Genomic DNA, 26,173 nt, shown 5'->3' with positions numbered 1-26,173 from the left:
TACATGAGTCTTATCGAAGCGATTGTCCTTGGCATTGTTCAAGGGCTTACTGAGTTTTTACCGGTCAGCAGTAGCGGTCACCTAGAACTCACCAAGACCATTTTGGGAGACAACAGTGTACCAGAAGAAAGTTTAATGATGACGGTAGTGCTTCACGCAGCCACCGCATTAAGTACCATCGTTATTTTCAGAAAGGACATTATCGAGCTTCTGAGTGGACTCTTCCAGTTCAAGAATAATGAGCAGTTCCAATACTCATTGAAGATTGTCATCTCGATGATTCCTGCGGCAGTGGTAGGTGTTTTGTTTGAGGAAGAAATTGAACAGCTTTTTGGTGGACAAATTCTTCTTGTTGGCCTTATGCTCCTCGTGACAGGCACCCTCCTCTTCTTAACAGATAAGGCTAAGAACACCCTTAAAAATGTTTCTCTTCCAAATGCTTTGGTTATTGGAATTGCTCAGGCTATAGCCATACTCCCGGGTATTTCCAGGTCTGGTGCTACAATTTCCACCTCTGTTCTATTAGGGGTTGATAGACAAAAGGCCGCCAGGTTCTCATTCCTGATGGTTGTACCACTGATTTTAGGTAAAATGGTAAAAGACATTGCCAGTGGTGATTTAATGGAAAGTCAAACGAAAACCTCACTGCTTATAGTCGGCTTCATAGCCGCATTTATTGCAGGCTTGCTTGCTTGCCAATGGATGATCGGCTTGGTCAGAAAAAGCCAACTGAAGTACTTCTCTTTCTATTGTTACATAGTAGGACTAGCTGCCATAATCTATACATTAGTATAAATGCTTCAACTCGACGCCAATCTTAGCAAACAGGAAAACTTTCTGGCAGGCCAGGTTGTATTGATCGATAAACCTTTAGAGTGGACTTCCTTCGATGTTGTTAAAAAAATCAGGAATCTGATTAGAATCAAGAAAGTAGGTCATGCAGGAACCCTCGATCCACTGGCAACTGGCTTACTCATTTTATGCACCGGTAAAAAGACAAAGTCCATTGAGTCATTTATGGCTGAGGAAAAAGAATATACCGGCACGTTCACGATCGGCCAGACTACACCGACATATGACTTGGAAAGTGAGCCAACCCATCCAGTGGAGATTAATCACATCACGAAATATCATTTAGAAGAAGCTCGGAAGAAGTTCGTTGGGCAGATTGAACAGACCCCTCCTATGCATTCGGCTATCAAAGTAGATGGCAAGAGACTATATGAGTTGGCCCGTAAAGGAGAAACCATTGCTCGGAAAACAAGAAGCGTAATCATTTCGGAATTTGAATTGACAAAAGTAGATTTGCCCATCATAGACTTTCGTGTGGTCTGTAGTAAGGGTACCTATATTAGAAGCCTTGCGAATGATTTTGGAGAACAATTGGGAGTCGGAGCACATTTAAGTAGTCTTCGCAGAACCAGAATTGGTGATTTCAATGTTGACAAGGCCTACGATTTAGAAGAATTGGTAACGCTATTAAAAGAGCTTTCATAAGCGATGAAAATCCACCTCGGTACAGAAAAGATTAATGAAATTGAAAACGCAGTTGTAACCGCTGGTACTTTTGATGGCGTACATATTGGGCACCAGAAAATACTCAATCGCATTCGGGATGTGGCTGACCAAACCAATGGTCAAACTGTTTTAATTACCTATTGGCCACACCCACGCCTGGTCTTAAAACCTTGGGACAACACGCTACTTTTACTTTCCACCTTTCCCGAAAAAGCAAACCTGTTAGAGCAATATGGTATTGATCACCTAGTGAAAATTCCATTCACAAGAGAGTTCGCTTCCATGTCTCCTGAAGAATACATCCGGATCGTGCTGCACGAACGGATTAAGACAAGCAAAATGATCATTGGCTATGATCATCGTTTCGGAAAAGACCGTAGCGGAGGATTAGATGAACTAAAGTCCTTTGCCCCCAAATATGAATTTGAAGTGGAGGAAATCCCACGCCAAGACATAGATGAAATAGGCATTAGCTCGACTAAAATTAGAACAGCTCTACAATCAGGAGATATAGAAACTGCCAACAAATACTTAGGGAGAAGCTACAGTGTGGCAGGAAGAGTGGTGCACGGTAACAAACTAGGACGTTCTATTGGTTACCCAACAGCAAATATCGAAGTAAAAGAAAACTATAAACTCATCCCTGCCGATGGCGTATATGCGGTAAAGGTATGCAACAAGTACAAAAAGTTCGATGGCATGCTGAACATTGGCCAAAAGCCAACCATTGGAGGCGAGAACAAGACGATTGAAGTGAACATTTTCGACTTTAATCAAGATATTTATAATAGCGAGATTAGTATCGAGTTCATTGATCACATTCGAAATGAAGTGAAATTTGATTCAGTAGATGACTTAAAACATCAGCTTAAGGAGGATGAAAAGGCTGTGAGAAATCGCTTAAGTAGACTATAAATAGAATCACATGATTAACAAAGAAGTAGGCAATGCCGATGAAGCCATTCACGATATTGCCGACAATTCTACCCTTATGCTAGGAGGCTTTGGGCTTTGTGGAATTCCTGAAAACTGTATTGCAGCACTGGTCAGAAAAGGCACCAAAGGTCTGACCTGTATTTCTAACAATGCAGGGGTAGATGATTTTGGTATCGGTCTAATGCTGAAGACAAGGCAGGTAAAAAAGATGATCTCGTCCTATGTAGGTGAAAATGCGGAATTCGAACGTCAGTTGCTATCAGGGGAGCTCGAGGTAGATTTGATTCCTCAAGGTACCCTTGCCGAAAGAGTTAGAGCAGGTGGTGCAGGGATCCCTGCTTTCTTTACCCCTGCAGGCTACGGCACTGAGGTTGCCGAGGGTAAAGAAGTGCGTGAATTCAACGGCAAGATGCACCTCTTGGAAAGTTGGCTCAAAGCAGACTTTGCTTTAGTGAAGGCATGGAAAGGAGATAAATCTGGAAATCTTGTATTTAAGGGGACGGCCAGAAATTTTAACCCCATGATGGCAATGGCCGGAAAGATCACGATAGCCGAAGTTGAAGAGTTAGTTGAAATCGGTGAATTGGACCCGAACCAAATTCACACGCCTGGAATTTACGTTCAGCGAATTTTTGAAGGCAAGAACTACGAAAAAAGAATCGAACAGCGAACCACTAGAATTAAGGAATAATGGCTCTTGATAAAATAGGTATTGCGAAGCGAATCGCTCAAGAAGTTCAGGATGGTACGTACATCAATTTGGGGATCGGCATTCCCACTCTGGTCGCTAACTTTATTCCTGATCACATTAATGTTGTACTCCAATCGGAAAATGGATTATTAGGCATTGGCCCCTTTCCTGAAGAAGAAGCAGTTGATGCTGACTTAATTAATGCAGGTAAGCAAACAGTTACCACACTCCAAGGCTCCTCGCTATTCAGTTCAGCCGAAAGTTTTGAAATGATCCGGGGTGGGCACGTGGACCTTACTATTCTAGGCGCTATGGAAGTTTCAGAAAATGGGGATATTGCTAATTGGAAAATCCCAGGTAAGATGGTCAAAGGCATGGGGGGAGCAATGGACTTGGTGGCCTCAGCTGACAATATCATTGTGGCTATGCAACATACCAGTAGAAGTGGTGCCTCAAAACTACTTAAGGAATGCAGTCTGCCCATTACAGGAATTAAATGTGTTAAGAAAGTCGTGACAGACATGGCTGTTATGGATGTACTGCCAGAAGGTGGTTTCAAATTGCTGGAACGAGCCCCAGGTGTATCTGTCGAGCAAATTGAGGCGGCTACTGAAGGCACACTTGTTATTGAGGGAGAAATTCCTGAAATGCAGTTTTAATTAACCTTTCTCTTCCAACAGGGTTATATTAACGTTAAGATTAAGTGTCAACATTTTGTCTTTGATTTTAACACAACCAACACGGTGATAAGTGCTATATTTGCAGCGCTAAAATCAAAGCATGAAAGAATCAGAAATTAAACTCAGGGTCGAACTAGACCAAGAAAATATTCCCGAAAAGATCTATTGGAATGCCACCGATAAAGATGGCGATCAAGAGGAAGAAACGAAGTCCTTCAGTCTTTCCATTTGGGATCATAATAATAAAAGCACATTGCGAATAGACCTTTGGAACAAGGAAATGCCCTTAGACGAGATGAAGCGTTTCTATGTAGACTGCCTTGGTGGTTTAGCCCAAAGCGTGCTCAATTCGACTGGTGATGAGTTCATGTCAACGGCAATGAACAGACTTTGCGAAAAATTGGTGAAGCACTTAGAAGAGGAGAATCGCAATATTCAACAACAATAATCAGAGATCGCCATATAATGCAGGCGTCCTATTCAAAAAGACCAACTAAAAAATGTTATGCATGACGAATATTTTTTCGTTTAGTGCTTAATTCCTTCTAAAATCCTCTTATTTTTAGGAATTACACCTATGTTTTACAATCTTAATTAACTAGTCAAGCCAAACTTTATTTGTTTCAAAACTCTTAATGATGATGAATTTGAAAAGAATTTTCACATGTACAATACTGGTGCTACTGGCAATGCAAACGATTACATTGTCAGCTCAGGCACAAGTTAATGTAAGCGGTTCTGTTGTGGACGATGCCACAGGGGAACGCCTTCCGGGGGTAAACATCCGGGTCAAAGACAAAGTAGTCGGAACTATCTCCTTAGCGGATGGTACTTTTTCGCTAGCAGTCAGCAGCAGCGCTCCACTAACCTTAGTATTCTCTTATGTAGGTTATAAGGCACAAGAAATCGAGATCAATCAAAGCAACGTAACCAACCTGGAAATCAGATTAGAAGAATCCGTTCTCTTTGGAGAAGAGATTGTCGTTTCTGCGTCAAGGGTTGAAGAGAGTATACTTACCTCTCCTGTTTCTATTGAAAAGCTTGACATATTAGATATTCAAAACACACCTGCAGCGTCCTTTTATGAGGGTTTGGCATCATTAAAGGGAGTTGACTTTAGTACACAAAGTTTAACCTTTAAGTCCATCAACACCCGTGGTTTCGGTGCCAATGGTAATACCAGGTTTGTTCAATTAATCGATGGTATTGATAACCAAGCTCCGGGTCTAAACTTTGCAGTGGGTAACATTGTAGGGATTAACGATCTCGATTTAGAGTCGGCTGAACTTATCCCTGGAGCAGCTTCAGCACTCTATGGACCTAACGCCATCAATGGTATTTTGCTACTCAATTCTAAAAACCCTTTCGAGTACCAAGGCTTTAGCGCTTATGCCAAGACAGGTGTCAACAGTGTTGAAACCAACGCATCAGGCATGCTACAAGAAAGCGCGGAGTTTTATCAAGACTATGGCTTCAGATGGGCCAAGTCATTCAACAATAAGCTTGCTTTCAAGATTACGGGATCTTACCTAAGAGCAAATGACTTTGTTGGAACAGATACTAGAGATCAAGGTCTTGCAACCGGAGGGGTTGTTGAAAGAGGTGGTACATCAAGAGGCAATAATCGCTTTTACGATGGAGTAAATACTTACGGAGATTTTGGTATCACAGTAGGTCAAATTGCAGACATCGCTATTGCAGGTGGTAACACTTCACTGCCACCTATCAGAACACTAATTCCTGATGGTTTAGATGGTTTATTCACAGCAACCGGTTTCAATGAAGCCTCTTTTGTTGACAATACCACGGAGAGTATCAAATTAGGAGGTGCGCTTCATTATAGATTGAATGATAATCTAGAACTCTTCGGTCAGTATAATTTTGGTTCTGGTAGTACGGTTTATACGGCTAATGACAGGTTTGTATTGGACGACTTTACCATATCAACGGCTAAAGTTGAACTCAAAGGTTCTGACTTCTACGTTAGAGCTTATACAACTCAGGAAAATTCAGGAGATAGTTATGCAGCCAACACATTGGCTTCGTTGATCAATCAAGCAACTTACCTTGAACCATATCTCGGGGCTTTTGCAGCGGCTCGTTTGCAAGGTGCTGGAATTGACGCTTCTCATGCTGCGGCAAGATTGTTTGCCGATGCAGCACAACCACAGCCAGGCTCGGCAACTTTTGATGGATTAGCGAATCAGCTAAGAGGTGTTTCCATTGCCGATGGTGGTGCGAAGTTCTTGGATAAATCAAAGTTATTCCATGCGGAAGGTAGTTGGGATTTATCAGACAGAATTGATTGGGCCGAAGTGGTTGTTGGTGCGAACTGGAGAAGATATAGCCTGAACTCCGAAGGCACGCTCTTCGCCCTAGATAACAACGGTGATGAGATTAGCTTCAACGAATGGGGTGCTTATACTCAAGTTACTAAACGCTTCCTTGATGATAACTTGAAGCTTCAAGGTTCAGTAAGGTATGACAAAAATGAATTTTTCGAAGGGCAACTTTCTCCAAGAATTTCAGCAGTTGGAACACTAGGAGGAAACCACAACATAAGAGGTTCATTCCAGAGAGGTTTCCGAATCCCTACTACTCAGGATCAATTTATCGATCTAGATGTAGTGACTAGAAGATTGATCGGTAGTAATGACCTTTTAGTCGACAGATATAACTTCTTGACAAATCAAATCTATCAGACAAACAGTGTCGCTGCGGCTCAAGCGGCTGGAGACGCTTCTTTACTAGTCAATGAGACAAGAGTGAATCAAGATTTTAAAACTGAAAAGGTTAATACTTTCGAGGTAGGCTACAAAGGACTCTTCATGGATGGCAGACTCTTAATAGATGCCTACTACTACTACAGTGTTTACAATGATTTCATTGCTGAAATTGACTTTACACAAGCAGTTCCTAATGGTTTACAAGGTGCTAACCCTGATTCAGGTACTCCTGCACAACGCGATGCTATCGTGAATGGAACTGTAGCTACTCAACGTTTTGGTTTTGACATTAATGCTGACGGAGAGGTTAAGTCTCAAGGATGGGCCCTTCAGGTTGACTACACATTAGACGGAGGTTACTTCATTGGTGGTAATGTTGCCTACAACGAACTGATTTCACAAGACGATCTATTGGCACAAGGTTTCAGAGCAAGTTACAATACACCTAAGTATCGTTACAATTTGAAATTCGGTAATAGAAAATTGACGGACAGAGTAGGCTTCAACATTAATTATAGATGGCAACAAGCCTTCTTATGGGAGTCTTCTTTCGGAGTGGGAATCATTCCTGAATACGGAGCACTTGATGCTCAAGTGAGCTACAGAATGCCTGAATGGAAGTCAGTAATCAAACTTGGAGCAAGCAACTTGCTAAACGATCGATACACGACATCATTTGGTAACCCAGGCGTTGGCGGCATCTATTACATCCAAATCACTTTTGACGAATTCTTCAAGTAAAACTCAGAACGAAAATGAAAAATATTAAGATATACTTATTCGCAATCTTAGCATTAGCCTTCGTCATTCAGTCTTGCGATGAAGACCAGAAGCTGCTAGAACAACTGGAAGATGAAAATCCACTTCCAGGCCCTGCTACGGGTACTCCAGGGACTTTGGACCTGAGTAAATATGTTTCTGTTGGAAACTCGCTAACTGCAGGTTTCATGGATAATGCGCTGTACACGAGTGGTCAGGATCACTCCTTCCCTAACCTTCTGGCACAGCAATTTGCCATTTCAGGTGTTGGTGGAGGAGCCTTCAACCAACCAGACATTAATTCTGCAAATGGTAGATCGGGTGTCAACCCAGCTGGTGGATTCTTTGGCCGATTTGAATTAAGCTTAAGTTTGCTAAGACCAGTTCCCACAGTAGGTGAAGATGTTACTGCTTTTGCTGGTGACAAATCTGCATTGAACAACTTTGGTGTCCCAGGCATGAGATTAGTAGATGTTGCTGATGCAAGCCTGGCTGCAAGAAATGGACTTTATGGTCGTTTCGCTAGTCAACCAGGCGTAAGCACAGTATTGGGTGATGCAATTCAAGCTGACCCAACCTTCTTTAGTTTTTGGTTAGGTAACAATGATATCCTTGGTTATGCTGCTGGTGGAGGAGCAAATGAAGCGTTAATCACAGACGCTGGTACTTTTCAAACGACACTTACCCAAGCTTTGGGCGGATTGACTCAATCTGGTGCTCAAGGTGTGGTAATGACAATACCACAGATCATCCTGGCCCCTTATTTCAGAGCTGTACCGTATAACTCGATCCCTATGACAGATCAGGGGACAGTAGATGCGCTGAACAACTCGTTTGCCGGTTTGAATAACGCGCTTGACGGACTTGTGCAAGTGTCACAATTATCTCCGGCAGTGAATGTCACTCAAGCAGAAGCCGATCAAAGAAAGGTGTCTTATGCACTTGGTGCGAATCCAATACTAATGCACGATGATGCTTTAGATGATTATGACAGAACGGGTGGGGAGTTCGATATCTTGCTAGCGCTAAATATTATCACTCCTGCTCAAAGACAGGCACTGGCTCCATTCGGTCAATCAAGACCAGCAACTGCAGATGACCTTCCTGTATTAACAGCGGCAACTGCACTCGGACAACCACTCGTTGTGGGTGGAGTACCTCAACCTACAGCTGTTGTTGGAGTGAGTTACCCTGCTCCTGATAACTTGATCTTGTCAGCCTCTGAGGTACAAACCGTTGTGGGTACAAGGGCCACATTCAATGCTACAATCGCAGGTGTAGTTGCAGGCATTAATCAAGCCGCTGGAGCTGAAGTAATTACTTTAGTGGATGTACAACCAACATTCGCTGATGTAGCAGGATTAGATGCAGCAACAGCTCAATTCTTGGTTGATCCTACTATGGGAGCTAATGCAGCATTGGCAGCAATGGCTACATCAGCCGCAGCCGCAGCTGACGGTGAATTAGGTATAAGAGTCGATGGTGTTAATCTCGCGCCTGACTTTAGCCCAAATGGTATTTTCTCAACTGATGGCATCCATCCTAACCCTCGTGGATATGCGATCATTGCCAACTTGGTAATTGATGCATTGAATGCAAGTAAGGGATCGTCTATTCCAAGAATAAATGTACTTGCCTTAAGAGGTGTCTTGACTACAGATTAAAAACGATTTCTATCAAAAAGAAAAAGAGCCCCGATATATTGGGGCTCTTTTTTTATAGTGCCATAAGGCACAAAAAAAGAATCCCGAAAACGTATTTTTCGGGATTCACCTCAACCAAATAGATAAAATAACCATCAACTTCACCTACCAACTTCACTTTGTTTATTACTTAACCTGTACCCCTCTAATTGCAAGGCTCTTGCCAAAAGAGTAAAAAATTATAACTAACTGATTATTAGTGTTTTAATTTCTTTTTAAGGTTAAATGATCGTCAGTTTTGTTCCATAACTGGATTCTATTTCCCAAATCGGGAATTCAATTCACTTCTGACCTTATGAGACATCATCTTTTCTCTCTATTTTTGCCAGCAAAATCCCTCCCATATGCCAGGTTTTGAAATATTCGGTGAAGAAGAAAGAAAAGAAGTTAACGATGTGCTTGAGTCAGGTATTCTGATGCGCTATGGCTTCGATCACATGCGTAATGGTCATTGGAAAGCAAAAGAATTAGAAGAAGCTGTCCAAAGCACATTTGGAATCCAACATGCCCAGCTTACCTCGAGTGGTACTACCGCCCTATCTACTGCCATGGCGGTCATGGGTGTTGGTGCAGGTGATGAGGTAATCATGCCTACATTCACATTTGTCGCTAGCTTTGAGGCCATTATCGCGGCAGGTGCTACACCTGTTTTAGTTGACATCGATGAAACGCTCTGTCTTGATCCCAAAGCTGTTGAAGCAGCGATTACCTCAAAGACGAAAATGGTAATGCCAGTTCACATGTGTGGTTCAATGGCACAAATGGACCAGATCCAGAACATTTGTAAAAAGCATGACCTCTTACTCCTGGAAGATGCATGCCAGGCCATTGGCGGTACTTTTAAAGGGCAAAAACTGGGAACAATTGGTGACGGAGGAACCTTCTCATTCGACTTTGTCAAAACGATTACTTGTGGTGAAGGCGGTGTTTTTATGACTGATAATGAAGAATACTACATCAATGCAGATCACTATACCGATCATGGACATGACCATATCGGTAGCGATCGAGGTGCAGAAACCCATCCTTTTCTTGGATACAATTTTAGAATCTCAGAGCTACATGCAGCGGTCGGCCTTGGTCAAATCAAAAAGCTAGATTGGATTCTGGAAACACAACGAAAGAATAATGCAGTCATCAAAGCAGCCTTGAGTCAGGTGGAAGGAGTCACTTTCAGAAGAATCCCAGATCCGGAAGGAGACAATGCGTCTTTCCTTTCATTCTTCTTACCTACCGAAGACCTGACCAGAAAGGCACACAAAGAGCTTCTTGCGAACGGACTCGGAGGCAACTTCTATTGGTATGACAACAATTGGCACTACATCAAGAAATGGGATCACTTGAAAAACGCTACTTCCCTATTCCCGCTGAATCCTGGTCTTGTTTCTGCTATTGAGGCAATGGACTTCAATAATTTCAAGCAATCGGATGAAGTGATGGGAAGAACTATTTCATCGCTCATTAACCTCAGCTGGACAGAAGAACAAGCACATGAGCGTGCTGAGAAGATGGCAGCTACAATCAAATCCGTGCTTGCATGAAGGTAGTAGCACTTATCCCTGCTCGATACGATGCTACCCGCTTTCCCGGAAAGCTGATGGCCAAGCTGGGTGATCGATCCGTTATCCTCAGAACTTATGAAGCTGTGGTCAAAACAGGCTTATTTGCTGAGACTTATGTCGTGACAGACTCTGATGTTATTCATAAGGAAATAATAGATAACGGAGGTCAGGCAATCAAAAGTCAAAAAGAGCATGAATGCGGTAGTGATCGAATAGCCGAAGCTGCAGAACAGATCGAAGCCGATATCATCGTCAACGTTCAAGGCGATGAACCTTTCACTAAGAAAGAACCATTAACAGAATTATTGTCGGTTTTCGAAGGCCCTGATGCTGATCAAATTGACCTTGCTTCCCTAATGCAAGTGCTCACCAAGGTCAACCTCATTGAGGACCCTAACTATGTAAAAGTGGTCGTGGATCAAGAGAACTATGCATTATTCTTCTCTCGCTCTCCGATTCCATACCCAAGAAATAAGGCAGCCAACCCTAAGTACTTTGAGCATATTGGTGTCTATGCCTTCAGAAAACAGGCCTTGCTTGATTTTTACAATACACCAATGACTATCTTGGAAGACACCGAAAAGATCGAATGTCTCCGTTACTTGGAAATAGGCAAGAAGATCAAGATGGTTGAAACTGAATACATGGGCATTGAAATAGACACCCCAGAAGATTTAGAAAACGCAAAAGCATTTATTGAAGACTAATGACAGCATTCAAGAACTTCCCAATGGTAAAAATGGTCGTTTACGGCCGTGGATCATTTGGTCAAACCGCAGAAATCCTTTCTTCTCAAAGAAAAGGTGACTATCCATTTATCTTTTTGGTAGATGATTTTTTTCAGGAGAAACAAGACCTTATTAGTCGTATCCCTTTGGAAGGAAAAGATAAAATAGTCTTTGCCAGTGCCGATGACGAACCAAAAACTAAGCAAGTCGATGCCATAGCTAAAGAGCTGATCGAGGAGTTTGGTGAAGTATCCGGTGTTATTGGTATCGGTGGCGGTAGCATGCTCGATTTGGCAAAAGCTGTGGCCTTAATGATGACCAACCCTGGTTCATCAGCAGATTACCAAGGTTGGGATTTGGTAAAAGTACCAGGAGCCTACCACGTGGGTGTACCTACCCTTTCAGGCACAGGAGCTGAGGTTTCTAGAACTACGGTACTGACAGGGCCTGAACGTAAATTGGGAATGAATTCTGATTACACGCCATTTGATCAGATCATTTTGGATCCGGACTTAATCAAGAATGCACCAAAGAATCAACGTTTCTATACGGGTATGGACTGTTACATCCATTGTGTGGAGTCGTTAACAGGAACTTACCTCAATACTTTCTCCCAGTCATATGGGGAAATGGCCCTTGAGCTTTGTGAAGAAGTATTCCTTGAAAAAGACGTTTGGGACGAAGACTCAGATGCCAAATTGATGATGGCATCTTATCATGGTGGTATGTCTATCGCTTATTCTCAGGTTGGTGTTGCACATGCTGTATCATATGGTCTAAGCTTCTTACTAGGTACTAAACATGGTATTGGTAACTGTATTGTCTTTGATCAACTGGAAGAATTCTACCCTGAAGGTGTTTCGAAATTCAAGGCCATGGTTGACAAACATCAAATCCATATTCCAAAAGGAATTTGCGCTGGCTTGAGTGATGATCAGTTTGAAAAGATGATTGATGTAGCACTCTTCTTGGAGCCGCTTTGGGAAAACGCACTTGGAAGTAATTGGCGTGACACCATCACACGGAAAAAGCTCCGCGAGATGTACGAAAAGATGTAAATGAAAGCCGGTTTAACCGGCTTTTCTTATTTTGTGAGCTTATTCAATAAGACCATGAAAAAGCTACTAGCCTACACCCTCTTCTTTTCCTTACTCAGCAGTATTTGTATCGCGCAGGATAAATCAGACCATCCAGTGGAGTACTCCTCGGGCACCATATCAGTGGGTGTTGTGGTGAAGAACATGAAGAAATCACTTAAGTTCTACAAGGAAGTATTGGGCTTAAAAGAAACTGGAGGCTTTACTGTTGAGAGAGAAATTGCGAGAAAAACAGGACTCACTGGTGGCAAACCTTTCGATGTAGTGATACTCAAAACGGTGGATGAACCAAATGCTACAGAATGGAAACTGATGAGCTTTAAGAATAAGGCTCAACACCCTGAACAAAAACACATTCAAGATGATAACGGAATGCAATATGTCACTATGTATGTCAAATCACTTGATCCTTTTATTCCAAGACTCAAAAAAGCAAGAGTCAAAAAGCTTGGAAAAACCCCCACACAAATCCCTGACGGAAGGTATTTTATTTTAGTACAAGACCCAGATGGTACGTTTATTGAGTTAATAGGCCCAATGACTACAGATAAGTAGTTTGAAAGGTGGTTTTTTATTAGTTTGAAACGAATTACAATAAGTATTTAATGAAACGCAGAGATTTTATCCAAAAAGCCAGTTTAGCCTCAGCGGGTGTTATGGCAGCTTCACCATTACTTTCTCATCCTTTTGAAGATGGGGTCATCAAGAAACTTGGCTTCCAGGCCTATACCGTAAGGGATGTTATTTATAAAGACATGGCTGGTACGCTTAAGGCATTAAGAAAAGCCGGTTATAGCTATTGTGAGCTTTTTGATTTCCAGGATGGTAAGATTTTGGGCAAGTCGATCAGTGAGGCAAAGGCTATTTTAGACAAGTCCAAAATCTCGGTAAAGAGTATTCATGTGCCTACCGGTTCAGGAAAAAAGGTGTCAGGTACAATGAATCACGAGTTTCAAAGAGCCATTGACGATGCTAAAGAATTGGGTGCAGAATACCTTGTCTGCCCTTGGCTCAATACTGATGAACGCCAGAATATAGACCAGTACAAAGCCTTAACTGATTTACTTCAGAAGTGTGGGGAGATGTGTAACAACTCTGGTTTAGGCTTTGCCTATCACAATCACGAATTCGAATTCGAAGAATTAGATGGCCAAATTCCATTTGATCTTATTCTAGCCACGGATCCTAAGCTTGTTCAGATTGAGTTGGATATCTATTGGGTTCGTTATGCGGGACAGAATCCACTCAACATCATGCGTGAAAACAGAGGTCGAATTCCATTCTGGCATGTAAAAGACCTTTCATTAGATGAAGGTAAGCCAATGACGGAGGTAGGAAACGGGATTATCGACTGGAAGCAAATCTTCAGGCACAAGGAAGAGTCAGGCATGAAGTACTTCTATGTGGAGCAGGATAGGAATTTTGCCAACAACTCAATTGAGAGCCTAAAAACCAGCCTCAAATATTTAAAGAAAATCAATTACTAATTGGAAATAAAACGACTTACTAAGGCATCTGATGAAGATGCCTTTTTATTTAGTAGCATAGCCAAAGCGGCCAAGGCGCATTGGGGTTACCCAAAAGAATGGCTATCCCTTTGGGATGCCGACCTATCCTTTAACACAGAATTTCTGAATGCAAACCATGTATTCGTTATTAGCGTCAAGGACCAAACCATTGGTTTCTGTGTTATCATAGAGGAAAAGCAATTCTTTACCATTGAACACTGCTGGATTTTACCGGAACAAATCGGCCACGGTTATGGCAAACAATTACTGCGTTACGCGCTTTCTCAACCACTCTTCCAGAACCAGACTTTTAATGTGCTTTCTGATCCGAATGCCGTTGGTTTCTACCAAAAATTTGGTTTTAAAACGATCAAGATGATTCCTGGCACTCCCAAAGGCCGAGAACTACCACTGATGCAAATGACTAATACCGAAAGGTAATTCTGATAAGAAAACACTATCTTCCGAAGCATCATTTTCAACCTTATGCAATCAAACAAGCTTCGCTTTTGGGCCATCACCGTGGCCCTAGCAGGTTTTCTCTTCGGTTTTGATACCGTAGTGATTTCCGGTGCTAACCAACCCATCAAAGAACTCTGGAATACTACCCCCTTCTTTCACGGCACATTCATTATGTCCATGGCACTATGGGGAACCGTATTTGGGGCCTTATTGGGTGGCATTCCATGTGATAAGTTCGGAAGAAAGAAAACACTCTTCTGGATTGGTATTCTATATCTCGTATCCGCAGTTGGGTCGGCATTGGCGCCTGAGCCCTACTCATTCTCCTTCTTTAGGTTTATTGGTGGTCTTGGTGTTGGAGCATCATCTGTGGCGGCACCAACCTATATCTCTGAGATCTCTGGCTCGAAAGATAGAGGGAAATTGGTGGCGCTCTACCAATTCATGATTGTCTTCGGAATCCTGATCGCCTTCATCTCGAACTTCCTTCTCGATGGAGTCGGAGGAACAAATGATTGGCGTTTCATGCTCGGAATCGAGGGTGTTCCTGCTGTATTTTATTCCATTATGGTCTTAGGTGTTTCTGAAAGCCCTCGATGGTTGGTTTTGAAGAAAAAGGCAAGTGAAGAAGCGCTGAAGGTCTTGGAAATCATTAACCCAAAAAATGCGCTCGACAAGCTAAAAGAAATAGAACTGGACATTGAGCCAAAGCACCAACATACTGGGCTCTTCTCAAAGAAGTACTCCAAGCCGATCATGCTAGCCTTTCTTCTAGCCTTTTTCAACCAGCTGTCTGGCATCAATTTTATCCTTTACTATGCTCCTGAATTACTGGATACCGCTGGCATAAAAGATGCCCTTCTGAGCTCCATATCTATAGGAGGCATCAACCTGGTTTTTACAATGCTCGGTATGTTCCTCATAGACAGATTAGGTCGTAAACAACTTATGTATATTGGTTCAATTGGCTATATCATTGGTCTAGCAGGAACGGCCTGGTCATTTTATAATGGAGCTGACCCCTTGCTCCTTCTATCATTCATATTGATTTTCATCGCTTCACATGCGATCGGACAGGGAGCAGTGATTTGGGTCTTTATTTCTGAAATATTCCCGAATCAAGTTCGAGCCTTTGGTCAATCATTTGGTTCAGGGGTACACTGGGTATTTGCCGCACTGATCACATTGCTCACACCAGTTTTCATTGATAAAGACAAAGGTATTTTCGGAGAAAATCCATGGCCAGTTTTTGCCCTCTTTGCCTTCATGATGTGTTTACAACTACTATTCACCTGGAAAGTGATGCCTGAAACAAAAGGCAAGTCCTTGGAAGCCTTAGAAAAAGAATTAATCCATCAGGAATGAGATTTAACCAGTAATCCATTTGGTGACCACCCATATATATCATTCTTGTATCACCATATAGGATTGAGTACATTCCGTAAAATTCCTTAAACAAAATACCATGAAGTTAATCCGCATTTATATGCTGGCCTTGTTAATGACCTTGCCGGCAGCCATTATTGGTCAGGAAATCGTAATTGAACCTGAAAACATAGTACTCGAAGTTGGCGCTAAGAAAAAACTCAATGCCTATGTAATGAAGGATGGCAAAAAGCTCGATAATCCTGTTAGAATGTTCTCAAGAGCCAGAAGAAGTCTTTCTGTCGATTCCACGAATACATTGACGGCCATACTCCCAGGATCGTATAATGTTATTGCCATTTCTCCAGGAGCCCCTCGTAAGACTTTTGAGGTAACCGTGAACTTCCCTCCCATTGCCGAAATCAAAGTTGATGATGTGCCTAACCGAATTTATGCCGGCACACCGATAACCTTGAGCTACGCTGCAATTGATAAAGCTGGGCTCACCAGAAAGAACCCATCGATCTCTTTCACTTCAAAAGACGAGTCTATTGCGACCGTAAACTCTTTTGGATTGATAACCACCTATAAACCGGGCAGAACTTCCATTGAAATTCAGTCAGAAGATGTTGTAAATACAGTCAACATTAACGTGGTGAAAAATCCAATCACAAGAATTGAATTGACCTCTGATGGAGACCAGGCCAGAACAGGAGATGTATTCCACTTCTCGGCTAAGGCCTTGGATGCCAAGGGAAATGAAGTGCCAGACGCACCTCTATCTTACTCATTCTACGGTGTTTCTGACAATGTAAGTATCAATGCATCAGGTCTAATTAAGCAAGATGGACGCTTTGTAGCCGATGAAGCAGGCATGTACACTGTGACAGTTTCTTGCGGAGTAGCATCAGCTTCGAAAACACTGAAAATCAGCCCTCGTGAGGTAAAACGAAAGATCGAAGTTGTTGGACAAGGCTCTGTCACTGACAAGCATACTTCCGACTTCTGGGTATGGGAAGGCATTGATGGCAGAGATTATGCCGTAACCGGAACTTGGGGTGCCGATGGTACTGCTTACTTCTGGGATGTGACGGACCCTGCCAATATCACAAAAATCGATTCTGTTCAGGTGGACGCCCGAACAGTGAATGATGTGAAGATCTCTGAAGACGGAACACTATGTGTGATCAGCCGTGAGGGAGCTTCGAATAGAAAAAATGGGCTCGTCATTATCGATGTCAAAAACCCTAGAGAAGTTGAAATCATCTCTCGATTTGATGAGAACATGACTGGTGGTGTACATAATGTGTTTATCGCAGACAATCACATTTATGCCTTAAGCGGTGGACAGAAATACTACATCATCAATATTGATGATCCTAAAAACCCTTATGCGGTTTCTAAATTCGAATTAGATACCCCAGGGCACTCTATCCACGATGTTTGGGTGGAAGATGGCATTGCTTATTCTTCGAACTGGTCAGATGGTATTCAGTTGGTGGATGTCGGAAATGGTATTGCGGGTGGTTCGGTAAAGAATCCAACGCAGTTTGCTAGTTATGCCTACCCTAACAACGCCAACCATGCTTCCTTCCCTTACAGAAGTAAATCTACCGGTAAATTCTATGTGATTGGTGGAGATGAGATCTTCCCTTATGGTCTCAATACGCAAAAAGGTGGTGTTAACCGAGCTGCTGGTTACTTGCATATTGTCGACTTCACTGACTTGGATAATCCTGAGGAAATTGCACGCTTTGAAGTACCAAATGCAGGTTCTCACAACTATTGGATCGAGGATGACATCCTTTATGTAGCATTCTACAATGAGGGAGTTCGTGTAGTTGACCTAAGTGGAGAACTGATGGGTGATCTCAGAAAGCAAGGTAGAGAAATCGCCTGGATCGTACCGAATGATCCAAATGGTTATACAGCGAATGCACCATTTACCTGGGGCGCTCAGCTGTATAAAGGACATATTTTCTATTCTGACTTTAACAGTGGTCTTTGGTCTGCTAAGCTAGAACCAGAAAAGCCGAAAGAGACCAAGATCCAAAGTAAATAAGGTAAGAAAGTGATTGAGTGATGATTAAGGCCTAATCATCACTTATTCACCCTTTCACTTCTTAAATCAATGAGCATATGAAAAGATTACTTGTAACACTTCTACTTGTTCTTTTGGGGACAGGATTGAAAGCCCAAAAGAAAATCGTGGTATCAAACACTGATTTGACACTGGAGGTGGGAGATAAATTACAGTTAGAAGTATATGTAACTGAAGGTGGTGAAAGAACTGATGATCCAGTCAGGATCTTCTCTAGAGACAAGAAGAAAGTATTTGTCGACTCTCTGGGAGTAGCACACGCCTTCTTACCAGGCGAGGTAAACCTTTTGGCCTTTTCAGCTGGCGCTCGCTTGGCTTTTGATGTCAAAGTGAATTATCCCGAGATATCTGAGATAAAAATTACCGATATCCCTGAGCAAGTTTACAAGGGAACCCCGGTTCAATTCAAGTATACTGTTTTAGATAAGGCAGGACTTACCAGAAATGACGTTCAGGTAGATTTAAGTTCTAGTGACGAAAAGATTGCAACAGTTGATCCTTTCGGCTACATAAATAGTAGAAAAGAGGGTAAAGTGAATATCACTGCGAAGGCAGGCGATATTGAAAACACCATTAGCGTTAATGTTGTCAAAAACCCTGTGGATTACATTGAACTGGAAGTAGACAATGATCAGGGAAGAACTGGAGATGTCTTCCACTTCACTGCTAAAGCGCTCAATGAAAAAGGTCGCGTTTTAGAAGATATTCCTCTTCGTTATTCATTTGATGGAAAAGCAGATGACGTTTCGACCACTGCTTCTGGTCTGATTCGCCAAGATGGTAATTTTGTTGCCGATAAGGCCGGTGTATACACCGTTACTGTTTCTGCTGGCGTAGCTTCAGCTCAAAAAACACTCAGGATTGTTCCTCGAAATGTCAAACGCAAAATAGAGACTGTAGGACAAGGAACTGTAAGTGAAAAGTTTACCTCTGACCTTTGGGTTTGGGAAGGCCAGGATGGTCGTGACTATGCAGTGACAGGCACTTGGAGTGCAGACGGTACCGCCTACTTCTGGGATGTTACGGATCCTGCTAATATTGAAAGAATCGACAGTATCAAAGTGGATGCTAGAACGGTGAATGATGTGAAGGTTTCTGAAGATGGAAACGTAACCGTCATTAGCCGAGAAGGTGCTTCCAATAGAAAAAACGGCCTTGTCATTCTCGATACGTCAAACCCCAGAGATGTGAAAATCCATGCTACGTATGATAAAAACCTTACAGGAGGGGTTCATAACGTATTTGTAGATAAAGGCTATGTCTATGCGCTAAGTGCTGGACAGAAGTATTATGTGATCGACATTAAAGACCCTAAAAACCCAAAGGCAGTAAGCAAGTTTGAATTGGACACGCCTGGACATTCCATCCATGACGTTTGGGTGCAAGATGGGATTGCCTATTCTTCGAACTGGTCAGATGGCGTTCAGTTGGTAGACGTTGGAAACGGCATTGCTGGTGGCTCACCTGAAAACCCAGTTCAGTTTGCGAGCTACACCTACCCTAGTGGCGACAATCATGCGGCATTTCCATTTAAAAGTAAGTCGACAGGTAAATTCTATGTAATTGCCGGAGATGAAGTATTTCCTTACGGGGAAAATGGCTCTTACCTTGCGGGAGGATATCTCCATATGATCGACTTTACTGATTTGGATAACCCTAAGGAAGTAGCGCGCTTTGAAGTACCATTTGCGGGTTCGCATAACTTCTGGGTGGATGAGGAAACAGAAACACTCTATGCCACTTTCTATAATGGTGGTGTCCGCATAGTAGACATCAGCGGAGAATTAATGGGTGATCTTTTGGCCCAAGGCCGACAGATTAACTTTTTCATGCCAGGTGATCCTAACGGGTATATTCCAAACATGCCTCAAACTTGGGGCGCGCAACTGCATAAAGGATATTTATTCTATTCCGATATGCACAGCGGACTTTGGGTATCTAAAGTGGAACCACCTAAAGCAGAAAACGTAAAAATCGAAAGTAAATAAGGCGATTGATCTCTAAGAAAATGAAAAGAATAACACTATCAATAATCTTTGCAGCACTGTTTTCAGCTGCAACTTACGGTCAAGACTATTATGTCTATGTGACAGCCGAATCTGAAGATGAAGTATCTGTTGTCAAGTTTGATGGCAAGAAAGCAGAGACCATCAAGAATATCCAAGTAGGTGTTTGGCCTCAGGAAATTGAAGGGCCACATGGTATCACAGTTGACCCAAGTGGAGAATACTGGTACTTGAGTCTTGCCCATGGTAACCCTTATGGAAGGCTATACAAGTACAAAACTGGTACTGATGAGGTAGTTGGTTCTGTTGAACTCGGCCTCTTCCCTGCTTCTATGCAAATCTCTCCTGTGACAGGCTTACTCTACTGCGTGAACTTCAACCTTCACGGTGATATGGTGCCAAGTACAGTATCTGTCGTTGATGTGGAGAGCATGACTGAGCTAGACCAAATCACTACCGGTGCAATGCCTCATGGTAGCCGTATCTCAGCGGATGGCATGAAACACTACTCAGTAGCCATGATGTCTGGCGAACTATTCGAAATTGATGCCTTTAATCTAAAAGTAGCCAGAACGCTGGATTTAGATGAAGCTTCCAAAGGTTTGGTAGACCACTCAACTATGGATCATTCAAAAATGGACCATAGCAAGATGGATCATTCCGGTATGGACAAGAAGGAAGAAAAGGCTAAGGAAATGGACCACTCCAAAATGGATCACAGTAAGATGGACCATAGTAAAATGGACATGGGTGGCATGAAGCACTCAGCTTTCAAACCTACCTGGGTCAGCCCTCACCCAAGCAAAGACTTAGTGTATGTGGCTGGAAATGGTTCTGCTGAAGTTTTGGAAATCGACACCAAGACTTGGAAGGCTACGCGTAAGTTTACTACAGATAAAGGTCCTTACAATATTGACCTCAGCCCTGATGGAAAGTATATGGTAGTGTCTTACAAAACCGCTGCTAAAACTGGCATCTGGGATTTAGAAACAGGAAAAGAACTAGCAAGCCTCGAAAACAGCCAAAAGGTGACCCATGGTGTTGCCATTTCATCTGACAGCAGATATGCATTTGTGTCCGTAGAAGGAAAGAATGACGACCCTGGCATGGTGGATGTAATTGACCTTAAGACCCTTAAGGTTGTGGACACCGCGTACCTGGGGAAACAAGCAGGTGGCATCGCTTTTTGGAAAGTTGACGACTAAGCAAAGAACTCTAAAAATTTTCTAGAAAAGGTTTTCAAATAAAAAGGCAAGTACTACTTTTGTGAACCCAATTACAGGATGGTCTATGGTGTAACTGGCAACACGTCTGGTTTTGGTCCAGAAGAGTCTAGGTTCGAGCCCTAGTAGACCAACTTAAAACGAAGAATCCCGCCCTTAGGTGGGATTCTTTGGTTTATACTTATTTATGGGCGAGAAGCTGTAGCGCAGCGGAAGTCCCGATGAAACGCAGTGGATATCGGGAAGCCCTAGTAGACCAACAAAAGCTTCACAGAAATGTGAGGCTTTTTTTGTGCTCTTTCCTTTCTATCCTGAGTGGCAGCGAAGGAACTACGTACTTTGAATTTAGACCCTTCGCAAACTCAGGGAAAGAAGAAGACTGGAGCAGGCCTAAGACTCCTCCATATTCAACTTACAGTTAGACTCAAAAAAAGTAAAATTTCTCCCCCCTTTCTACCCTGAGTGATAACGAAGGAACTGTTTGAAACCATTTTGTTGGTGACAACATCAACAAAGGCTGAGAGTGAGAAGTTGAAGCAAAGCAAAAGCCCAAAAGACAGCTCATCAATTTCGGTTAAGCTGTTGCTTACTAGATATAATCTATAGTAATTGATGGTGTTTAATACTTAACATAAATAACCACACAATGACAACACTAAAGTGGGGTAGTTTTACTATCCAAACAGACTCTCACGCACCACCGCCAACTTACAGTAATCCAGGCCTCAAAGTAAATGGAGGCAGCATGTGGATGGCGAGTAATGTACAGGTACTTAGTAATGGCAATTTAGAACTGAGTCTTCAACAGAACTCTGGCCAATACTGGAACAATAATGGGCAACAAGAAGAAATTTGGGCTGCCTCAGAAGCCGTATTTCAGAACACTGTCAACTATGGTACCTATTGCTGCACATTTAAGATCACAGACGGCAATGGCAATTTGGCTTGGGATCAATTTGCGCTTAGCAACCCTTCCCCTCCTCAGCTCAACATGACCACTACTTTTGGTATTTTCCTTTATGACAAAGGTACTGGTGGAGGTAGCAATGCTCATTCAGAAATCGACTTTCTTGAATTAGGCTACCAAGGCCAACCCAATGATGGTTCAGGATGGATCGCCAACCAACCTGGCGGGCCTATCAAGAACAATGGCCAATTTACACTTCAGCCCTGGGATGCAGCCACGAAAGATAAGCCAGATTGGAATATCTTGAAGCGCATAGCCATTGACGTCACTAAAATTCCTTCATCTGGTGAAGTGACCGTTTTAGTCAAGTGGACTGCTGGGGGCACTCCAATAGAATTCTATTTAGCCTATGGGGCTTTTGACTCTTCGAAATTCCCTTTCACCAGTGTTGATACCATATCTCATACCACACCAACATCTGTGAATAGCTACGTGCCATCAAAGAGTTCAGGCATGAAACTTCATATGAACCTTTGGCCTTATGGAGGACCTTCAACTGCTAAACCGGTTTTCTGTGAGATTTCACATTTAGAAATGCCATAACCGGCAATACATTTAATGAAAAGAGCTCCACAGTGATGTGGAGCTCTTTTATATGCCATCCCTTTCCATACTGAGTAAAACGAAGGAACTTTTACCACTCTGATGACCATAACACCAACAAAGACTCGGCCTATTTAAACTTACAAATCAAGAAGATAACCCAGATTAAAGTTCAGGTTTCGATTCCTGGAAAAGTTGTTCCTATCCGCATCTCTTACACTGCTGTAAAAGGCGGTTTCTATAAAAACCCGCCCCTTACCAAAAGTCTTGCTTAGTCCTATAGTACCATGCATCCCATGGTCGAACCGGTTCAATCGATCATCATTACTCAAATCCAATTTAGAGCGCGTTGGGGCAACAATACCATCCAAATCCGTGATCTTTTCAAATGCAGTTGTCAGATAAGCCATACCATATCCTACTTTACCAAAGATCTCTAGTTTTCCGTTGAGCAAAGGCAACTGACCTTGCGCCATAATTGGTAGTTCAGCATACTTCAAAAACAGTTCAGTATCACCTCTAAAACCGGGGTCAATTACATTCCAACCAGGTATACAGGCGGCACCACGCTCAACATAACCCGGTTCAATGCCAAGGCTCAGGTGATCATTCACTTTGAGGTAGACCATTCCAGCAATATTGAATCCTTTAACATGAATGCGAGCATCTTCTGGTACATCTACATCATATTTCTCCCAGGCGCGCGTATACCCTCCTTTAAGGCCCATAGAAATCTGAGCAGAAAGTTGAAAAGTGAGAAATGAAAAAAGCGAAATCAGGATAAGTTTTTGAGTCTTCATAGGTCTTTTGGTTTATTCATTTGACACGACCACTCCCAGACAGGTTGGAATACGGAACTTACCATTGGAGGAACTAAGGCTAGCACTAGCTCTTCAAACCGCCTAATTCCCTATCTTGGATAAAAATTTTCGAATGAAACGATTCCTGGTTTTTACGTTACTGTTTACTTCTCTAAATGCTTTCGCCCAAAACTTCACCCGACAAGATTCATTGCGAGGAAGCATTACTCCTGAAAGAGCATGGTGGGATCTCACCTATTACCACTTGGATATTGAAGTACTACCAGAACAAAAAGCCATTCGTGGCACCAATACCATTCAATACAAAGTCATAGTTGGAAGTGACGAGATGCAGATAGATCTGCAAAAGCCACTTAGAATCACTAAAATCACTCAGAATGGTCGAGAACTAGACTTTCGTTCGGATGGCAATGCACATTTCGTGAAGCTGTGGAACAAGCAAATGTCAGGTGACATCAATGAGATTGTAGTCCATTATCAAGGCAAGCCCAAAGAGGCGCTTCGTGCTCCATGGGATGGTGGTTTCAGCTGGAAGAAAGATGCCAATGGCACAGATTTTATTGCTACTTCCTGTCAAGGACTTGGCGCTTCCGTTTGGTGGCCCAATAAGGACCATATGTATGATGAAGTAGACAGTATGGACATCAGTGTAGAAGTCCCGGAACACCTCACCAACGTTTCTAATGGTCGTTTGATTGGTACTGATCACAACAAAGAGAAAAAAACCAAAACTTACCACTGGGCTGTCAAAAACCCAATTAATAACTATGGCGTCAACCTGAACATAGGGGATTATGTCAGTTGGAAAGAAAAGTACAAGGGAGAAAAAGGGAAACTTGATATCACCTATTGGGCCTTAAAGGTGGACAGAAAAAAGGCACGCAAAACCTACCAAGAAGTTCCCAGAATGTTAGCCGCCTTCGAGCATTGGTTTGGCCCGTACCCTTTCTATGAGGACGGTTATCAACTTGTGCAAGCACCCTATTTGGGCATGGAGCACCAGAGTTCCATCACCTATGGCAACGGCTTTCAAAACGGCTATCTGGGCCGTGACTTAAGTACCACAGGTTGGGGTATGAAATTCGATTTTATTATTGTTCACGAATCCGGACACGAGTGGTTTGCCAATAATATCACCCATAAGGATCACGCGGACATGTGGATCCATGAGAGCTTTACCAATTATTCGGAAAGCCTGTTTCTAGACTACCATTTTGGTAAAGAAGCTGGCCAAGAATATGTCAGAGGCACCCGAACGGAAATTGGCAATAAAAAGCCCATGATCGGACCATATGGCGTCAATTATGGTGATTATCCCATAGATGTATACTACAAAGGTGGCAATGTACTGAACACCCTCAGAACCATAGTAAATGATGACGAGCAATGGAGAAAATTGCTTAGATCTTTAGGCAAAGAGTTCTATCATAAAACCGTATGGTCAGCAGACTTTGAAGCGTATATCTCAAAGACATTAGACATGGAATTAGATCACTTCTTTGATCAATATTTAAGAGACCCGAGACTTCCTGTCTTCGAATATTATTTCAAAGATGGCAACCTCAATTACCGATGGGTGAATGTGATCGATTCTTTCGATATGCCGATCGACATCACCGTAAATGGTCAAAGCACTCGTCTCTCTCCTGCCAGTCGATGGAAACGGCAAGCTATCGCTGGAGAAAGCCTTGAAGTTGATCCCAATTATTACATTGGCACAATGAAAAGCAGATAATGCGGGCGAAAGTCAGCATTATTATGCCAGTTAAAAATGTAGTACCCTACATTCATGACTGTATTCAATCCATTCAGGGGCAGTCTTTCACTGATTGGGAATTACTCGTTGTCGATGATCATTCAACCGACCAAACGGACAAGGTTCTGGCGAGCTTCCAAAGAGAGGATTCAAGAATCCATATATACCCAAATCAAGGAACAGGCATTATTCCAGCATTAAGACTCGCTTTAGATAAAGCCCATGGTGAGTATGTAACAAGATTTGACGGAGATGATATGATGCCTGAAGGGCGACTCCAAGAAATGGTCAGTGCCCTTGACAACACCCCTCCTAAGACGATCGTTACAGGCAAAGTAGAGTATTTCGGTTCACAACCTATCTCCAAAGGCTATCAGGTGTATGAGGTCTGGCTTAACGATCGCATAGATCAGCAAGACCATTGGAATTGGATTTATAGAGAGTGCGTCATTGCCTCACCAAATTGGATGCTGAGACGCGAAGAATTGATTGACATGGATGCTTTTGCCTCCATGACATATCCTGAAGATTATGACTTGGTATTGAATTGGTACAGACATGGCTTCACAGTCCGTGGCTTAGAGACAGTGACACTTCACTGGCGGGAGCATCCTCACCGAACGTCCCGTAATTCAGATCACTATAATCAGCAATACTTCTTTAAATTAAAAATCAGGCACTTCGTTGAAAACGATTTGGGTGATCATCCACTGGTTTTATGGGGGACTGATGTCAAAGGAAAACTTACGGCACAGTTGCTCGATGAGATGCATGTAGGCTTCACCTGGATGGGGCTTGAAAACAATGTCGAACCTAAACGTATCCTTGGCCACCGAATACTTTACTTCAAAGACATTGAAAAAATTACGAACCCCAAATTACTATTATCCATATATCCCTCTGAAAATCAGCGACTACCCCTTGAATCATACCTGTCTGATTTTCAATTAAACATAGGGAGAGACTACTGGTATTTATAATATAAATTTCTACCTTTGCAGCTCGATTTTAAGCACTGTGA

At 42.6% G+C, this 26,173-nt stretch carries 22 protein-coding genes and 1 tRNA gene; 22 read left to right on the top strand and 1 reads right to left on the bottom strand.

The window, feature by feature from the left end; all coding sequences use genetic code 11:
• Positions 1–3: 3 nt before the first annotated feature.
• The 20 genes from BFP97_RS02970 (at position 4) to BFP97_RS02875 (ending at position 22,575) form a co-directional block, all read left to right on the top strand.
• Positions 4–795, top strand: a complete 792-nt coding sequence (locus BFP97_RS02970; protein WP_069840983.1) for an undecaprenyl-diphosphate phosphatase — start codon at positions 4–6, stop codon at positions 793–795.
• Complete coding sequence (truB, locus tag BFP97_RS02965) at positions 796–1,497, top strand: tRNA pseudouridine(55) synthase TruB (RefSeq protein ID WP_069840982.1); 702 nt, start codon at positions 796–798, stop codon at positions 1,495–1,497. It abuts the gene before it with no gap.
• Between the two features lie 3 nt (positions 1,498–1,500).
• Positions 1,501–2,433: a bifunctional riboflavin kinase/FAD synthetase gene (locus BFP97_RS02960; RefSeq protein ID WP_069840981.1), complete on the top strand. Its 933-nt coding sequence runs from the start codon at positions 1,501–1,503 to the stop codon at positions 2,431–2,433.
• Between the two features lie 10 nt (positions 2,434–2,443).
• Positions 2,444–3,145 (top strand): CoA transferase subunit A, encoded by a 702-nt coding sequence (locus BFP97_RS02955; protein ID WP_069840980.1) that lies wholly within the window; start codon positions 2,444–2,446, stop codon positions 3,143–3,145.
• Entirely contained in the window at positions 3,145–3,804 is a 660-nt protein-coding gene (locus tag BFP97_RS02950) for a 3-oxoacid CoA-transferase subunit B (protein ID WP_069840979.1), read from the top strand. Before BFP97_RS02955 ends, BFP97_RS02950 begins: the two co-directional genes overlap by 1 nt.
• 121 nt (positions 3,805–3,925) lie before the next feature.
• Positions 3,926–4,273 carry a gliding motility protein GldC gene (gldC, locus tag BFP97_RS02945; protein ID WP_069840978.1) on the top strand — a complete coding sequence of 116 codons (348 nt, stop codon included), beginning with the start codon at positions 3,926–3,928 and terminating at the stop codon, positions 4,271–4,273.
• 199 nt (positions 4,274–4,472) lie between these two features.
• A complete protein-coding gene (locus BFP97_RS02940) occupies positions 4,473–7,292 on the top strand; it encodes a TonB-dependent receptor (RefSeq protein WP_410527945.1) in 2,820 nt (939 codons plus the stop codon).
• Between the two features lie 14 nt (positions 7,293–7,306).
• On the top strand, positions 7,307–8,974 hold the full coding sequence (locus BFP97_RS02935; RefSeq protein ID WP_069840977.1) for an SGNH/GDSL hydrolase family protein: 1,668 nt from the start codon (positions 7,307–7,309) through the stop codon (positions 8,972–8,974).
• A gap of 383 nt (positions 8,975–9,357) precedes the next feature.
• Positions 9,358–10,554 carry a DegT/DnrJ/EryC1/StrS family aminotransferase gene (locus BFP97_RS02930; RefSeq protein WP_069840976.1) on the top strand — a complete coding sequence of 399 codons (1,197 nt, stop codon included), beginning with the start codon at positions 9,358–9,360 and terminating at the stop codon, positions 10,552–10,554.
• Positions 10,551–11,282, top strand: coding sequence for a 3-deoxy-manno-octulosonate cytidylyltransferase (locus BFP97_RS02925; protein WP_069840975.1), 732 nt, complete (start codon positions 10,551–10,553; stop codon positions 11,280–11,282). Before BFP97_RS02930 ends, BFP97_RS02925 begins: the two co-directional genes overlap by 4 nt.
• Entirely contained in the window at positions 11,282–12,361 is a 1,080-nt protein-coding gene (locus tag BFP97_RS02920) for an iron-containing alcohol dehydrogenase family protein (protein WP_255399320.1), read from the top strand. The genes BFP97_RS02925 and BFP97_RS02920 overlap by 1 nt, the downstream gene beginning before the upstream one ends.
• A 54-nt stretch (positions 12,362–12,415) precedes the next feature.
• Entirely contained in the window at positions 12,416–12,955 is a 540-nt protein-coding gene (locus tag BFP97_RS02915) for a VOC family protein (protein ID WP_069844176.1), read from the top strand.
• A 50-nt stretch (positions 12,956–13,005) separates the two neighbouring features.
• Positions 13,006–13,887, top strand: a complete 882-nt coding sequence (locus BFP97_RS02910) for a sugar phosphate isomerase/epimerase family protein (RefSeq protein ID WP_069840974.1) — start codon at positions 13,006–13,008, stop codon at positions 13,885–13,887.
• Complete coding sequence (locus tag BFP97_RS02905) at positions 13,888–14,349, top strand: GNAT family N-acetyltransferase (RefSeq protein ID WP_083262399.1); 462 nt, start codon at positions 13,888–13,890, stop codon at positions 14,347–14,349.
• 45 nt (positions 14,350–14,394) lie between these two features.
• Positions 14,395–15,735: a sugar porter family MFS transporter gene (locus BFP97_RS02900; RefSeq protein WP_069840973.1), complete on the top strand. Its 1,341-nt coding sequence runs from the start codon at positions 14,395–14,397 to the stop codon at positions 15,733–15,735.
• Between the two features lie 100 nt (positions 15,736–15,835).
• Positions 15,836–17,797 carry an LVIVD repeat-containing protein gene (locus BFP97_RS02895; RefSeq protein WP_069840972.1) on the top strand — a complete coding sequence of 654 codons (1,962 nt, stop codon included), beginning with the start codon at positions 15,836–15,838 and terminating at the stop codon, positions 17,795–17,797.
• A 77-nt stretch (positions 17,798–17,874) separates the two neighbouring features.
• Positions 17,875–19,824: a hypothetical protein gene (locus tag BFP97_RS02890; protein ID WP_069840971.1), complete on the top strand. Its 1,950-nt coding sequence runs from the start codon at positions 17,875–17,877 to the stop codon at positions 19,822–19,824.
• Between the two features lie 20 nt (positions 19,825–19,844).
• Entirely contained in the window at positions 19,845–21,047 is a 1,203-nt protein-coding gene (locus BFP97_RS02885) for a YncE family protein (protein WP_069840970.1), read from the top strand.
• A gap of 79 nt (positions 21,048–21,126) precedes the next feature.
• A tRNA-Gln gene (locus BFP97_RS02880) sits at positions 21,127–21,199 on the top strand.
• 512 nt (positions 21,200–21,711) lie between these two features.
• Positions 21,712–22,575: a hypothetical protein gene (locus BFP97_RS02875; RefSeq protein ID WP_069840969.1), complete on the top strand. Its 864-nt coding sequence runs from the start codon at positions 21,712–21,714 to the stop codon at positions 22,573–22,575.
• A gap of 140 nt (positions 22,576–22,715) precedes the next feature.
• Here the strand turns inward: BFP97_RS02875 and BFP97_RS02870 are convergent, their stop codons facing one another.
• A complete protein-coding gene (locus BFP97_RS02870) occupies positions 22,716–23,375 on the bottom strand; it encodes a hypothetical protein (RefSeq protein ID WP_139135164.1) in 660 nt (219 codons plus the stop codon).
• Between the two features lie 133 nt (positions 23,376–23,508).
• Between BFP97_RS02870 and BFP97_RS02865 the strand changes: the two genes are divergently transcribed.
• Positions 23,509–25,131 (top strand): M1 family metallopeptidase, encoded by a 1,623-nt coding sequence (locus BFP97_RS02865; protein WP_069840967.1) that lies wholly within the window; start codon positions 23,509–23,511, stop codon positions 25,129–25,131.
• Positions 25,131–26,132: a glycosyltransferase family 2 protein gene (locus BFP97_RS02860; protein ID WP_069840966.1), complete on the top strand. Its 1,002-nt coding sequence runs from the start codon at positions 25,131–25,133 to the stop codon at positions 26,130–26,132. The genes BFP97_RS02865 and BFP97_RS02860 overlap by 1 nt, the downstream gene beginning before the upstream one ends.
• Positions 26,133–26,173 lie beyond the last annotated feature (41 nt).

This window comes from Roseivirga sp. 4D4 (assembly GCF_001747095.1).
Lineage (GTDB): Bacteria > Bacteroidota > Bacteroidia > Cytophagales > Cyclobacteriaceae > Roseivirga.
The sequence above is the reverse complement of the archived record's forward strand: the minus strand, read 5'-3'. Positions and strand labels throughout refer to the sequence as shown.

Coding starts and splice junctions, on each gene's coding strand:
- BFP97_RS02890 (WP_069840971.1), top strand. CDS start 17,875: ATGAAAAGATTACTTGTAACACTTCTACTTGTTCTTTTGGGGACAGGA.
- BFP97_RS02950 (WP_069840979.1), top strand. CDS start 3,145: ATGGCTCTTGATAAAATAGGTATTGCGAAGCGAATCGCTCAAGAAGTT.
- BFP97_RS02900 (WP_069840973.1), top strand. CDS start 14,395: ATGCAATCAAACAAGCTTCGCTTTTGGGCCATCACCGTGGCCCTAGCA.
- BFP97_RS02930 (WP_069840976.1), top strand. CDS start 9,358: ATGCCAGGTTTTGAAATATTCGGTGAAGAAGAAAGAAAAGAAGTTAAC.
- BFP97_RS02925 (WP_069840975.1), top strand. CDS start 10,551: ATGAAGGTAGTAGCACTTATCCCTGCTCGATACGATGCTACCCGCTTT.
- truB (WP_069840982.1), top strand. CDS start 796: ATGCTTCAACTCGACGCCAATCTTAGCAAACAGGAAAACTTTCTGGCA.
- BFP97_RS02960 (WP_069840981.1), top strand. CDS start 1,501: ATGAAAATCCACCTCGGTACAGAAAAGATTAATGAAATTGAAAACGCA.
- BFP97_RS02870 (WP_139135164.1), bottom strand. CDS start 23,375: ATGAAGACTCAAAAACTTATCCTGATTTCGCTTTTTTCATTTCTCACT.
- BFP97_RS02910 (WP_069840974.1), top strand. CDS start 13,006: ATGAAACGCAGAGATTTTATCCAAAAAGCCAGTTTAGCCTCAGCGGGT.
- BFP97_RS02915 (WP_069844176.1), top strand. CDS start 12,416: ATGAAAAAGCTACTAGCCTACACCCTCTTCTTTTCCTTACTCAGCAGT.
- BFP97_RS02895 (WP_069840972.1), top strand. CDS start 15,836: ATGAAGTTAATCCGCATTTATATGCTGGCCTTGTTAATGACCTTGCCG.
- gldC (WP_069840978.1), top strand. CDS start 3,926: ATGAAAGAATCAGAAATTAAACTCAGGGTCGAACTAGACCAAGAAAAT.
- BFP97_RS02935 (WP_069840977.1), top strand. CDS start 7,307: ATGAAAAATATTAAGATATACTTATTCGCAATCTTAGCATTAGCCTTC.
- BFP97_RS02875 (WP_069840969.1), top strand. CDS start 21,712: ATGACAACACTAAAGTGGGGTAGTTTTACTATCCAAACAGACTCTCAC.
- BFP97_RS02970 (WP_069840983.1), top strand. CDS start 4: ATGAGTCTTATCGAAGCGATTGTCCTTGGCATTGTTCAAGGGCTTACT.
- BFP97_RS02955 (WP_069840980.1), top strand. CDS start 2,444: ATGATTAACAAAGAAGTAGGCAATGCCGATGAAGCCATTCACGATATT.
- BFP97_RS02865 (WP_069840967.1), top strand. CDS start 23,509: ATGAAACGATTCCTGGTTTTTACGTTACTGTTTACTTCTCTAAATGCT.
- BFP97_RS02920 (WP_255399320.1), top strand. CDS start 11,282: ATGACAGCATTCAAGAACTTCCCAATGGTAAAAATGGTCGTTTACGGC.
- BFP97_RS02885 (WP_069840970.1), top strand. CDS start 19,845: ATGAAAAGAATAACACTATCAATAATCTTTGCAGCACTGTTTTCAGCT.
- BFP97_RS02860 (WP_069840966.1), top strand. CDS start 25,131: ATGCGGGCGAAAGTCAGCATTATTATGCCAGTTAAAAATGTAGTACCC.